This window comes from Telluria sp. LT2P80 (genome assembly GCF_059685955.1).
This window is the reverse complement of sequence record NZ_JCASIO010000002.1, coordinates 136,485-149,794: the sequence shown is the minus strand read 5'-3', so window position 1 is coordinate 149,794 and position 13,310 is coordinate 136,485. Positions and strand designations below refer to the sequence as shown.

Genomic DNA, 13,310 nt, shown 5'->3' with positions numbered 1-13,310 from the left:
CCACGCTGCCGGCCGCTGCTACGGACCGGCGACCAGGCGATTGCGCCCGCCCATCTTCGCCTGGTACAACAGGCGGTCAGCGGCTTCGATGGCGGCCAGCGGCCCCGCGCACGTGCCATCGGCCTGGTTGCAGGTATGGACCCCGAGACTGATGGAAACGTGGCCGTAGGCACTTCCCTCGTGCGCCAGGCCGAGCGCCTGCACGGCGCAGCGGATGTTCTCGGCCACCGCGCGGGCGCCGTCGTTGTCAGTATCCGGCAGGATGATCGCGAACTCTTCGCCGCCATAGCGCGCCGTCAGGTCGGTCGGGCGCCGCGGCCCTGACGCGATCGCCTCGGCAACCCGGCGCAGGCACGCGTCGCCGGCGACGTGGCCATAGCGGTCATTGAATTTCTTGAAATGGTCGACATCGAGCAGGATCAGCGAAAACGGCAGCCCGCTGCGCCGCCCGCGCTCGTATTCCAGGGCCAGCACTTCATCGAAGCGGCGCCGGTTGGCCAGCCCGGTCAGGGCGTCGACGTCGGCCAGGTGGCGCAGCGATACATTGTGCAGTTCGAGCGCACTGCGCGCCGCGCGCAATTCGGACTCCAGCGCCTCGCGCAGGCGCAACTGGCTGATCATGCGGTGCCCGCCCCAGCCGAGCATGCACACGGCGAACACGACGACGCAGCTCATCTTGATCACCGCCATCCACCAGCCGTCCAGGATTTCGTCCTTCGCCTGGGCGGTCGCCACCAGCAGCGGAAAGCCGTCCAGGTGGCGGTAGCTGTACAGGCGCTCGACGCCATCGATTCTGGACCTCATCATCCCGGTGCCGACCGGCCCCGATTTGGCATAGGTCTGGAACACGGGGCCGTTGCTGATGCTCGTCCCCACCATCGCGGCATTGAACGGACGGCGGTACAGCAAGGTGCCGTCGTCAATGGCCAGGATGATCGTACCGGTGCGGCCGACATCGAAACTGTCGTAGAACTTGCCGAAGAAATCGAGATTGAGCGAGGCCATCGCGACGCCGCCGAAACTGCCATCAGGGCGATTGATCCGGCGCGACACGGGAATGGTCTGGATACCCGTGGAACGGCTGAAGATCGGCTTGCCGATGCGCGTGCCCAGGTCAGTATGGATCATGTGATACCGAAAATACTCGCGGTCCAGAATGTTGCCCGGCAATACCGATGGCAGCGAGGTCGCCAGGCGCTTGCCCTCGGCGTCGTAGATGAACACCTCCCGCACCTCTTCGCTGGTGCGGGTGATGCGCGCCATCCGCGCATGCAGGCGCGCGAGGTCGAGCGGCGTGGTCGCTGACAGCTCGACCCGTTCGACCATCTCCGCCAGGACCGAGTCGGCGACCGTCAGCGAGCGCTCGGCGTGGGACGCCAGGGCACGCGCCATGTTCTCGGTGCTGATCGCCGTCTGGTCCAGTTCGCCCTGGCGCGATGCCCACAAGCTCCACGCATGCAGGCCAATCAGCAACAGGCAAAAGCCTGCCATCAAAATGATCGAGCGCACGACCAGCGGTCTGCGCCGCTCGTCGAGGCGTTGCAGGCGAAGCACATCTGGATTGGCGGTGGGTGGCATGGGCAGGTGCAGTACGGCAAGTGAGATTATTTCCCGACAGCTTAATAGTTATCGTGAGGAATGTATTGCCGAGAAGAACGTAAACTCGTGCTCTGTTCATGGCTTAAGACGCATGCAATAACGACGAGCATGGGCTTGACAGCGCTGGTCGCAAATGCGCAACACGATGGAAACAAGCGCCGTGTGCCACCCGGGAATCAGGATACAAAGTGATAGAATGTTTCCCAGATGAAATTAAAATGACAATCGTTGGATTATTGGATAGCCTGAATGCCCCATAGAATCAATCAGGACCTGCTGAGGTGGCGCGTACGCGCCTTCGCCACGCTGATGTCGGCCGTGCTGGTACTGGCACTGGTCGTTGCCGTGCCAAACGCGCTGGTCGCCGCCTATCAGGGTTACCCGCAGGTCGCCTTGATGGACACCCTCGCACTGGTATGGATCCTGGCGATCTGGCGTCTCGACCGCCTGCCGCACACGACCAGGGTGATCAGCTTCCTTGCCATGATGTTTTTCGTCGGCGTCGGTTCGATCGTGATGGTCGGCGCGGTCGGCCTTTGCTACCTTCTTGCCACACCCGTCATCGCCGTGATTCTGCTGGGCCAGCGCGCTGCGTATGTGACGATCGCGGCCGGCGCGCTCTCGATGGTGGGACTTGGCATGGCCGGCCACAGCGAGCTCACCATCGGCAACTTCGCGCGTGACTCGGCCGTGGGCACGCTGATTTTCACCCTGAACTATGTGTGCGTCGGCACGCTGGGGACGCTGACGGCGGGCAGCGTGCTCAAAGGCTTGTCACGCTCGCTGAACAAGGCTGACGCCGTGTCCGAATCGCTCGAGCAGGAACGAATCGCACTGCGCCGTGTGAACCAGGAATGGCGCCTGACCTCGGCGGCACTCGCGGGCCTGCACGACATGGTGCTGATCGTCCAGGCGATTCCCGGGACAACCTCGCATCAACCGATCATCTTCGCGAACGCCGCGTTCGAGCGCCACAGCGGATATCGCATCGACGAAATCATCGGGCAAAGCCTGCATGCCCTGCATGGGCCGGAAACCTGCACCGACACCGTCGCCGCCCTGTCGGATGCAATGGCGCGCTACGAACCGGCGTCGGCGCAACTGATCAATTACACGAAAGCAGGCGAACCCCGCTGGGTGGAAGTCGATATCGTGCCGTTCGCCGGCGAAGGCGGACCGATCACGCACTGGGTGGCCGTCGGCCGCGACATCACCGAGAAGCGCCAGTCCGCCGAATCGATCCGCAAGCTGGCGTTCTACGACGTGCTGACCGAATTGCCGAACCGGCGACTGCTGATGGAGCGCCTCAGTACCCTGGTCGACAGGGCGCAGCGTGGCGACGGCATCGGGGCCGTGCTGTATCTCGACCTCGACAACTTCAAAAGCGTCAACGATGCCCGCGGCCATGCGACCGGGGACGCCCTGCTGAAACACGTGGCCGGCATCCTGCGCGAGACCGTCCACCGGCGCGATACCGTGGCGCGCCTCGGCGGCGACGAATTCGTCGTGCTGGCCGAGCACCTGGGCGACGACGCCGCCGCTGCCACCGCTGCTGCAGTCGCGTTGGCCGAGCGCGTCGGCACCGCCCTGCGCCGGCCCATCGAGATCGATGGCCAGGTTTACCAGTCGTCAGGGAGCGTGGGCATTTCGCTGCCCACCCGGCCCGAGCAGACCGCCCAGGACCTGCTGCGCGAAGCCGATACGGCGATGTACCATGCCAAGGCTGCGGGGCGCAATGGTGCCGCCCTGTTCGAGACGACCATGCTGGCCGCCGCCGAAAATACGCTGATGCTCGAACGCGACCTGGGCAATGCCCTCGACAACGACGAGTTCGCGCTGCACCTGCAGTTGCAGGTCAGCCCCGATGGCCAACCGATCGGTGCGGAATCGCTGTTGCGCTGGCGCCGTGCCGATGGCGTACTGGTGCCACCCGACATATTCATCCCGATCGCCGAAAAAACCGGCTTGATCGTACCGCTGGGAACCTGGGTGCTGCGGCAGGCATGCCTGTCCTGGCTGCACCTGTCCCGCGCCGGCCACGCGCTGCCGCTGTCGATCAACGTCAGCCCGCGCCAGTTCCAGCAAGCCGACTTCGTCGACGTGGTGCGCTCGATTCTTGCCGAAACGGGCGTGCCCGCCACCCAGCTGATCTTCGAACTGACGGAGGGCCTGCTGGTCGAGAACATGGAGGCCACCGTCGCCCGGATGCATGTGCTGGCCGAGCTGGGCATCCGGTTCTCGATCGACGACTTCGGCACTGGCTACTCGAGCCTGGCCTACCTGCAGAAAATGCCGTTGTACGAACTGAAGATCGACAAGGGCTTCATGCGCGACATGCCGCACGACGTGAATGGCACGGCACTGGTCAAGTCCATTCTCGCCATGGCCGGCCAGCTTGGCCTGCGCGTCGTCGCCGAAGGCATCGAAACCCGCGAGCAGGCGCAGTTTCTCGCATCGCACGGCAAACCCTGCATGCAGGGCTTCCTGTTCTCCCGCCCGATGCCGCTGGGCGAACTGATCAGCCAACTCGAAGCCGCCCTCCCGTCACACCATCAGAACATCAGCAACACCGTCACCGTGTCGCGGTAGTCGCCCGGCGTCGGGGCGCGCTGGCTTGGCACGATCCCGTACATCATGACGTTCTGCGCGCTGCCGGTGCCGGTGCCGCTGTAGACCGTGGTACCGGCCTGCCCGTCGCCCCAGGCCTGGCCGTCGGGCGTGGCCGAGATCCGGTAGGTCAGCGTTTCCCCGGTCACGCTGTTCTTCATCGTGCGCGCACCCGGATTGTTCGACACGCCGCCGTTCAGCGCGATCTGGTACGTGCTGTTGGCCGTGCAGGCCACGCTCAGCGGCGCGCTGATGCGCTGGTCGGTGATCGGGCTGCCGCTGGCAAAGGCCAGGTTGCTGGTGCTGATCAGGCAATTATTGACCGCCGTGGCGCGCGCCTGGAACGAGAATGCCGCGCTGGCCCCGCCCGTGCACGGCACGCTGCCAAAGCCGTACTGCACGGTGCCGTGGCCGGCGAAGCTGGCGCCATAGAGCGTATCGGCATTGCCGACCGTGGCCACGCCCACCAGGCTCGCCGCAGGAATCTTGCCGTACACGGTGAAGCTTTGCGTCACCCCGCCCAGGCCCAGCAAACCCACCAGCGTCCCGTTGATCGGTCTGGCGCCAATGGTGCTGGCGGTACTGCCCCAGATCTTGGCCGCCGTGTACGAGCTGTCGGTGTAGAGGTTGAAGGCCAGGCGGTTGCTGCCGTTGAGCAGGTAGCGCGGGGCGCCGGTGCTGCCGCCCGGGCCCACGCCCAGGTTGACGCACACGTTCGCCGCCGGCAGCAGCAGCGGATTGGTCCCGATGGTCCAGTAGCAGGTGACGGTCAGCGTGCCGCTGGCCGTGACGTCGCTGCCCGCAATGGGGCTGACGACACCGAAGTCGACATCGGTCATCGTGGCCACGCAGTTGTCGGCGCGCGCCGCGGTGGCGGCCAGCAACCACAGCGTAACGGTCATCAGGATCAGGCGGCAGATTGCGGTCATTTGGTCATTCTCCTTGCAGGGGCTGGCAAACCAGCGGTCCGATCACGGGCAGTTCGCCCGCCACCGGCTTGTAGTCGAAACGTACTTCGCACACCGCCTTGCCGCTGCCGACGCGCACGCGGTTCTGCGCGCGCAGCCCTTCGATGAACAGCACGCCATCGTACCCGACCATCGCCGTCAGTTCGCTGCCATCCAGGCGCGCAAGCGTGCCGACGTCGGGCACCGTGCCATCGGCGCGCACCAGCGTGAGCGTTGCGGCCGCGTAGCGTTCGATCGCAAAGCGCGCCACCACGCCGGCATTCTGACGCGGCACGATCTCGAGGACCGTGTGCGGGATGCGGGTATCGGATGGCAGCGACGACGGGTCGATCGCGATCCGGCTGGCGGCGTATGGTTGCAGGTCGGGCACCAGGAGGCGCCCATTGCGGTCGGTGCGGCCGATCGGACGATTGTCCTGCAGCACCGGCAGATCGGGCGCGCCGCTCGAGACGAGCGCGAAACCGCGCCCGACATTGCGCGCCGTGATCAGGGCGCCATCCATCGCGACGACGGCGCCGCTGACATCCAGGCTCGTGTTGCGGCTCTCGCCCACGCGCTGTGTCGATACGATCGCGCGGCCGTGCGCGCCCAGGTATTGCACCTGGGCCTGGTCGTAGCGCTGCGCCCCGGTCTTGCCTGCCTGGACGGCCCAGCCGAGGCCACCGTCGAAGTCCGGTGCGCGCCCCATCGACACCGACGCCACCTGCTCACCGCGCTGGCGCCCCGCATTGGCATTGACCGCCACGCGCGAATCGAAGGCCATGCTGAAGGTAGCCGTGATGCCCCGTTCGGCACGCCGCTCGAGATCCTGGAACGCGCCCAGGCTGAAGTAACCGCGCAGGCCGACGCTGCGCGACCAGGCCAGCGACACGGTACGCGTCGCCAGGGCCGGGCTCGCGGACAAGGCTGGGACCGGCGCGGCCAGCCTGTTCAGCGGGTTGCCGAACGGATCGAGCACCGGCGCGACGCCCGCCACCAGTGGCGTGCGCAGCTGAATCAGGTTCATGCTGAAGCTGTTGCCGCCGAACGCGGTGCTGATGCTGGCCCGGTCGAGCGCGCGCGGCACCGGCGTGCCTTCGAGCGTGCCCAGGTCGCCGAAGCCGGCGCTCGCGCGGATCGATTGCAGGTCGAGCGCGAAGCGTGGCGACACATACTGGTACCCAAGCGTGGCTTGCCAGCCCCGGTAACGGCCGGCACTGGCCGCCAGTGCGCCACTGGCCACGCCGGCGCCCGGCACGCGCGCGAGCACGCCGCCGCCCAGCAGCACCTGGCCACTGCCCGCTTCGGCATGTCCTTCCAGCGTCAGGCGGTCGGTCCAGCCATGGCGTATCGAACCCACCGCCGCCGGACCGCCGTAGCGGAACGATGCCACGCCATAATCGCGCCGCAGCGCGCCAAGGGAGACGGCAAAATCGGTCAGGCCGCGCGCCAGCAGGCGCGTGTCGACGTACAGCGGCAGCGTGGTGGCCACTTCGCGTCCCAGCGCATCGCGCGTGATGACGGTGGCCTGGCCGGCGCCGTTCAGGCCCGCCACCTGGTCGACCACGAACGGGCCGGTGGGCACGCTGGTGCTGAACTGGCGCACGTTGTTGACAAACAGGTCCACGCTCGTGGGGACGACGGCCGAACCGGCAATCGAGGCCACCGGATAGGTCACCAGGTCCGGGCGCAGCTCGAAGTTGCGGCGCCACTCGATGCCGCCCAGGCGCAGCGCGCGCGACCAGCTCAGCGCCGGGGTGACGGTGTCGCCCAGTTGCACGGTGGTCAAGCGGTCCTGGTTGGCGTAAGTCCAGGTGGTGTCGTAACGGGTGTAGCCGCGTTCTTCGCCGCGCAGGATGGCCGCGCCGGTGCTGGTCAAGCTGCCGTGCGGATCGAAATAACGCAGGTCGAGATTGCTGGCCACCGAGCCGCCGCTGCTCTGGGCGAACACGTTGTAGTTCAGCAGCATGCCGCGGCTGGCCTGGCCGGCGCCGCTGGCGCGCACCGTGCGCGCGCTGATCACGCGCGCGACGCGCAGGCGATCCGACAGGGTCAGCGCCAGCGTCTGGGCGGCGCTGTCGTAGCGCCAGGTCATGCCGTCGATCTCATCGAGCAGAAAATCCGTGCGGTCGGCCACGCCGAAGCGCGCCGGGTCCAGGCCCAGTTCGCGCAGGCTCTCGACCGTCATGCGCAGGCTGGCGTCCTGCTGGATCACGGAGACGAGCAGACCCGTGGGCTGACCATCGATCGAGACGTCCAGATACAGTTCGGTGGGTTGGGCGGCAACCAGGCCGGCCTGCGCCTCGAGCGCGGCCAGCGACGCCGACGCCGGCGCAGCGGCAACCATGGCGGCCGCTGCCGCGATGGGGGTGACGCTCAAGGCCAGCAGGCAGGTGGACAGGGACGACGACCTCAGGGCCCGCCACGCCCGGTGGCGCGTGTGCATGGCGGCCCCGGTCGTCAGTCGCGCGCGACGGCCGCCTTGGCGGACTGCGGCTTGGCGTTGACGTTGGTGTCGATGGCGAGCGGCGCCGGCAGTGCAGCGGCGACGTCGGCAGGCAAGGCCCATTCGCGCGTGCGGCCCGGCAGCGCGTAGCCCAGCAAGCCTTTGCTGAGCACGACGTCGCGGCTGCCGACCGTCACGCTGGTGGCGCCGATCTGCGCATGCAGCGCGCCGGTATTGCGGGCGCGCAGGTGCCAGGCGCCGGCGCGCTGGAAGGTGCTCCATTCGAGCTGCGGGGCAGCTTGCGTGTCGCTCGGCAGCACGAAGGCCGGGACCGAATACTGCAGGCGGATCGCGACATTGCCCTGCTGGGGGTCGCCACGCGGCAGTTCATCGATCAGGATGCGGTAGGTCTGTTCTGCACTGCCAGGAGTTGCCGGGGTGCCAGCGCGGCGCACGAGGCGGATTGTCTGGGAACTCTTGCCTGCAATCTCGATGATCGGCGGGCTGGCCACGAGCTGCGTGGTCGGGGTCAAGGCGTCGATGCCGTCACGCTGGTCCCAGGCATACACCCGGACCTGGCCATACAGCGGCGTGTCGCCATTGTTCTGCAACTGGATGCCGGCCGCATTCTGGCCCGGCTGGAAGCTGATCGACACCGGTGAAATCTGCAGGTTGGCGCCATGCGCCGCCGTACCGGAACACAGTGCCGCCGCCAGCGCGATGGAGAAGAAACCCCGCATGCACGACTCCTATCAGAAGTAGATGGTCGCGGTGATCGTCGATTTGTAGTTGTCCGGCGTCGGTGCCTTCTGGACCGGGATTTCACCGTACACGGTCAGCGTCTGCGCAGTGCCGGTACCGGTGCCGGCCAGCGTGTCGGTGCCCTGGGTATTGCCCCACAGGCTCGAGCCCGCAGTGCGGTACAGGTTGACGGCGACGGTGTCGGCGTTCGCGCCGGTACCGCTCAAAAAGCGCGTGGTGCCGTTCGAACCGGCGCCGGTGCCGGCGTCCAGGCCCACATTGTAGGGGGTGGTGTTGGTGCAGGTGACATTGATGTTCGACGAACCCGTGATCGCCGAGGTGATCACGCCGGTCTGGCCGAAGTCGATGCCGTTGGCAGCGATGGTGCAGTCGGCCACGACGCGCATCGTGACGTCAAAGGTGCTGGTCTTGCTCTTGGAATACACCGCGGCGCCCGTGGTGAAAGGCATGACAGCAGCCAGGACAGCAGCCATGACACGGATACGTTTCGAAGTGCTCATCATCATATTCTCCAGATTCAACGGCGCTGTCACCGCGACGCGCATCGTCTTGCTCAACTCAGAAAATATGATACATGTGTTTCCGGGTGGAATCAAAGTGCTTTTTTCAATTCTGCCGAATCTGCGCACTTTGCTAGTTTTTTGCAACACTCGTTGCATCATTGTCATCCAGCGGATGACTTAATCCATCGGTTCGGTCCAGGACCGTGCATGTGCAACGGCCCGTGCCCAACGTGCCATCAGTGCCGCACGGCGCTCGTCCTCCATGCGGGGCTCGAAACAGGTATCGACCTGCCACTGGTGTTCGAGTGCGGCGGGCGACTCCCAGACGCCGCACGCCAGGCCGGCAAGCCAGGCGGCGCCCAGCGCCGTCGTTTCGGTCACGCGCGGGCGCACCACGGGGATGCCGAGCAGGTCGGCCTGGAATTGCATCAGCAAGTCGTTGCGCGCCGCCCCGCCATCGGCGCGCAGTTCGGTAACGGCGCAGGCGGCGTCCTTCTGCATCGCGGTAAGCAGTTCGGCGCTCTGGTAGGCAATCGCCTCGAGCGCGGCGCGCGCGATGTGGGCAGCGGTCGTGCCACGCGTCATGCCAAGGATGGTGGCGCGGGCATACGGATCCCAGTGCGGCGCGCCCAGGCCGGTGAACGCCGGCACCAGCATCACGCCGCCGCTGTCGGGCACGCTCGTGGACAGCGCCTCGACGTCGCGCGACTGGCGGATGATGCCCAGGCCATCGCGCAACCACTGCACCGTCGCCCCACCCATGAAGACGCTGCCTTCGAGCAGGTAATCACTGCGCCCGTCGAGCGTCCAGCCAACGGTCGACAGCAATCGGTGATGCGATACCGGTGGCGTGGCGCCCGCATGCATCAGCATGAAGCAGCCGGTGCCATAGGTATTCTTGACCATGCCCTTGCGGTGACACGCCTGGCCGAAGGTGGCTGCCTGCTGGTCGCCGGCAATGCCGGCAATTGGAATCGCGTGGCCGAACCATTCAGCGGCGGCATGCCCCACCAGGCCGCTGCTGGGCACGATCTCGGGCAGCACCGCGCGCGGGATGTCGAACAGCGCCAGCAAGGCGTCATCCCAGGCCAGCGTGTGGATGTTGAACAGCATCGTGCGCGCGGCGTTGCTGGTATCGGTCACGTGACGCCCGCACAGGCGGTGCACCAGATAGCTGTCGACGGTGCCAAACGCCAGCTCGCCCCGCTCGGCCCGCTTGCGGGCTCCCGGGACATGATCGAGCAACCATTGCAGTTTGGTGGCGGAAAAATACGCGTCCAGTTCCAGGCCCGTCAGTTCGGCGATCATGGCCGCCCTGCCCGCCTCGCGCAGCCGGTCGCAGGCGCCGGCCGTGCGCCGGTCTTGCCAGACGATGGCGTTGGCCACGGGTTCGCCGGTAACGCGGTCCCACAGGAGCGTCGTCTCACGCTGGTTCGCGATGCCGATCGCGGCGATGCGCGCAGGGTCGATGCCGCTGTCGGTCAGTGCGGCGCGCGCGCAGGCAAGCTGGCTGGCCCAGATGTCCGCCGGATCGTGCTCGACCCAGCCGGGTTGCGGGAAATGCTGGGGAAATTCGCGCTGGCAGCTGGCCACGGCCGTACCGGCGTCGTCGAACACGATCGCACGCGAACTGGTGGTGCCCTGGTCGAGGGCGAGGATGTAGTGGGTCAATGCGGTCTCCGGAACGACCGGGGAAAACGCGCACCGAGCGGTGCGCGTCATGAATTATGTGTAAAGCAGGCCGATAGGCCGGATTCTGTGTAATGCCACCTTGCGGCGACACTTGGACAATCATTCCTCTAGGCGCTGAATTACTCCAGCGCTCAAGCTTCCTACCCGCACGCTCCGCGAGCAACATCAACGCGTGCCTATTTGGAATTGCTCCGAGTGGAGGTTACCGCGTTTCACCGTAACTAAATACGCTCGTCTCTGTGGCCCTATTCCTCGCCTTGTACCACTGGCTTGCGCCAGCGGATTTCGGCGGACGGCCGTTAACCGTCACCCTGCTCTATGGAGTCCGGACCTTCCTCCCGTCCACGACCTTGCGGCGTGGACCAGCGACTGCCTGGCCTGCTTCACGGGGGCATTGTAACCGATGGCTGGGCGCAGCGCCGCAATCCTTGCCGACGCTGCAAGCGAATTACAGGTATAGCCGACAGGTGTTCGTGCCGGCCTCGCCTTCCCAATACCCGACTAATATTTATGTCAGATGCCCGGTGTCATCCCGGTAGGTTGAACAAGCCGGTGTCAGCGTGCTTTACCATTGCTGCGATTTCCCCCAGAAACCCCTCCTGTTGTGCTTGGCCAACCACCTGCATTGCCAGGACCTTTTCCAGCGCCGGCGCCAGGTCGGCCACCAGCGCCGCCTCCTGAACTTTTACCTGACCCCGAGCTTTTACCTGCGCCCTGAGACGCATGTCCATTTCCGCTATTCTTGCTCATAATTTTCTCCTGATATAAAAAATGCTCAGTTTGGTGGCCTGCGGTTTAGGTCCTCAATATCCATAACAAGTCTGAAAGTCGTCTTCATGTTCTTGTAACCTCCCCAAGAGCTTGCACCAATCGCACCTTCCCAGAAACGACCGCTTACCCAACCCTTTTCCTGACACCACTCGCAGGTATCCCATGCATCAATGAACGTAAGTCCATGGTACTGCGCGATAGGTATTGAACTCTTCCACGGAGCACGGGGCGGAAAGTCCGTAATCCAGCGCTTGCGCGACGTGAGCGACAACCCGCTGTCTTCAGGGAACTCAGGTACGTCCTTCCCATGTCCCAAAAACCGCGGTTCGGACCAGGCAACGGCCGAGGGTACTTCATGCTCCTGCATTACTCTCGTAGCGTCCAAAATGGGGCGCGGCGGGTAGTGTTCCCATGGAAAATCAAGCATCGCAAGCCGCTCATAGTGCGGCGAGAAGGCTGGACGAAGCGTACGAAGTTCATCTCGCGTTGGAAGTCTAAGCATGACGCCGAGCTCCTTTTCCTTCCAAGCGCAGAACGCCTGTGCGTCAAACCACGAAGCACCTACCGGCATTTCATTAGAAACGTCTTCGTTGGCTCGGCTCCACGGTTCACTTCGCTCTCGCTGTCGCTCGCCGTAACCGCTATCACGGAGCATGCTTCGAAATTCACCGACGCTGATCATCTCACTCACCGCAACCACACGTCCGCCGAGAGCTACCACGCTGAAGCCCGGCGGCAGATCTCGATCGTGAGAAACAAATTCGGGTACAGGGAGTTTCCCCTGCTGACGCAGCCACACTGTCATGACCGCCGTGTTGTCAGTCATCTGGCGTTCAGTAATGCTCCCGCCCCGATCGTAGAACGCCTGCTCGGCGTCATGCTTTTCCCTCTCGTCCCAGAGGTCTTGCCGCAAATAGATCGCGCGCTGATGCGCTACCCGACTCCTCAGACACGAGGGCATATCTTCTACGTCCAGATCAGAATCATCTTCCGACTGCATGGCTCGTGGAGGTTCTGTTTCCCTGTAGTTTCGCCATAAGACGTTCCAACAGCCATCGTGTGCACGAAGTACGACGAGATTATTATTGTAGGGAAGGACATCAACCCATCCATTGCGCCGGGAGTCGAATACCTTTCGAAACGCCTTGACTGCAGCAGTGACCTTCTCCAGGTGCCGATGCCGTTCCTCTTTAGAAGAACCGGGCGGCCAGTAACTTTTGTCCACGACAGTCAGTAACGGGCCATCGATCAGTTTGTCGTCAAGGAAACCCCACTGACCTGCCAGATCGTGACGATATCCGAATAGTTCTTTCGCATACTGTGCTGCAGTGTTTGCATCGGTGCCGATTGATGCAATGGCTTCGACCGGCGCGACGATGCCATTACCACTGTCCCAAACTTGCCAATTAACGCCGTAGCCAAGAAACACGCGAGTTGGAATCGTGTCTGAATCTGCAAAAATGCGGTCTGCAAGCTCGCGCGGCCTCGGTCCTCCGTATGTACCGAAGTGCAAGTCGATACAGCCGCCATGTTCCGATGGGAAAAGTCCGGCCTGGCGAGTACAACCTTTTCGATTGAGGAAGCGCTGGAATTCGGGCCAGCCTTGCTGCTGGAAAGTGCCGAAGTCACCGGCAAAACCAAGGCGATCAACAATAGCTGTCAAGCACTGCCGATGTCTTATGGAATCGATGTCGAGGTTTGAAACACGTTCTTTGGCCCCTGCCTTGATATGGTCAGGGGAGATTCCGTGCAGTGGAACAGCGTGGCCATCGCGCAGGAGCAAATAACCAGGCGTTGACGGGGGTTTGATTTGATTAGACACAGCGTTCTCCATAGGTTCCATCCAACATCCCCGAGGCCGCCAGTGGGAAGTGAAATGGATTAATGGGCGTGTGTCGCAATGATTGTCGTTCGATGTTTCGATACGTGAGACTTGCTCTCGGCGTTGGCGGCGCCGACGATCCAGCGGGGCGTCTCCAGCCC

9 protein-coding genes and 1 other RNA gene are annotated in these 13,310 nt (G+C 64.4%); 1 reads left to right on the top strand and 9 read right to left on the bottom strand.

The window, feature by feature from the left end; genetic code table 11:
• Positions 1-18: 18 nt before the first annotated feature.
• The gene (locus AC56LW_RS07030; protein ID WP_499633117.1) at positions 19-1,578 is read right to left on the bottom strand and encodes a sensor domain-containing diguanylate cyclase; all 1,560 of its coding nucleotides are present in this window, start codon (positions 1,576-1,578) and stop codon (positions 19-21) included.
• Between the two features lie 270 nt (positions 1,579-1,848).
• Between AC56LW_RS07030 and AC56LW_RS07025 the strand changes: the two genes are divergently transcribed.
• Positions 1,849-4,188 carry a putative bifunctional diguanylate cyclase/phosphodiesterase gene (locus AC56LW_RS07025; RefSeq protein ID WP_499633115.1) on the top strand — a complete coding sequence of 780 codons (2,340 nt, stop codon included), beginning with the start codon at positions 1,849-1,851 and terminating at the stop codon, positions 4,186-4,188.
• Here the strand turns inward: AC56LW_RS07025 and AC56LW_RS07020 are convergent.
• The 8 genes from AC56LW_RS07020 to AC56LW_RS06985 all read right to left on the bottom strand — a co-directional run bounded on the left by AC56LW_RS07020 (position 4,152) and on the right by AC56LW_RS06985 (position 13,170).
• On the bottom strand, positions 4,152-5,135 hold the full coding sequence (locus tag AC56LW_RS07020; RefSeq protein WP_332533057.1) for a Csu type fimbrial protein: 984 nt from the start codon (positions 5,133-5,135) through the stop codon (positions 4,152-4,154). The two genes, AC56LW_RS07025 and AC56LW_RS07020, sit on opposite strands and share 37 nt — an antisense overlap.
• A 4-nt stretch (positions 5,136-5,139) precedes the next feature.
• Positions 5,140-7,599, bottom strand: coding sequence for a fimbria/pilus outer membrane usher protein (locus tag AC56LW_RS07015; RefSeq protein WP_499633113.1), 2,460 nt, complete (start codon positions 7,597-7,599; stop codon positions 5,140-5,142).
• Between the two features lie 14 nt (positions 7,600-7,613).
• The gene (locus tag AC56LW_RS07010) at positions 7,614-8,339 is read right to left on the bottom strand and encodes a fimbrial biogenesis chaperone (protein WP_332533055.1); all 726 of its coding nucleotides are present in this window, start codon (positions 8,337-8,339) and stop codon (positions 7,614-7,616) included.
• A gap of 12 nt (positions 8,340-8,351) precedes the next feature.
• Positions 8,352-8,861 (bottom strand): Csu type fimbrial protein, encoded by a 510-nt coding sequence (locus tag AC56LW_RS07005; protein ID WP_332533054.1) that lies wholly within the window; start codon positions 8,859-8,861, stop codon positions 8,352-8,354.
• 180 nt (positions 8,862-9,041) lie between these two features.
• Positions 9,042-10,535, bottom strand: coding sequence for a glycerol kinase GlpK (gene glpK, locus AC56LW_RS07000; protein ID WP_499633110.1), 1,494 nt, complete (start codon positions 10,533-10,535; stop codon positions 9,042-9,044).
• Positions 10,536-10,593: 58 nt separating this feature from the next.
• Positions 10,594-10,941: RNase P RNA component class A (gene rnpB / locus AC56LW_RS06995), an RNA gene on the bottom strand.
• A gap of 142 nt (positions 10,942-11,083) precedes the next feature.
• Positions 11,084-11,287: a hypothetical protein gene (locus tag AC56LW_RS06990; protein ID WP_499633108.1), complete on the bottom strand. Its 204-nt coding sequence runs from the start codon at positions 11,285-11,287 to the stop codon at positions 11,084-11,086.
• 44 nt (positions 11,288-11,331) lie between these two features.
• Positions 11,332-13,170, bottom strand: coding sequence for a hypothetical protein (locus tag AC56LW_RS06985; RefSeq protein ID WP_499633106.1), 1,839 nt, complete (start codon positions 13,168-13,170; stop codon positions 11,332-11,334).
• Positions 13,171-13,310 lie beyond the last annotated feature (140 nt).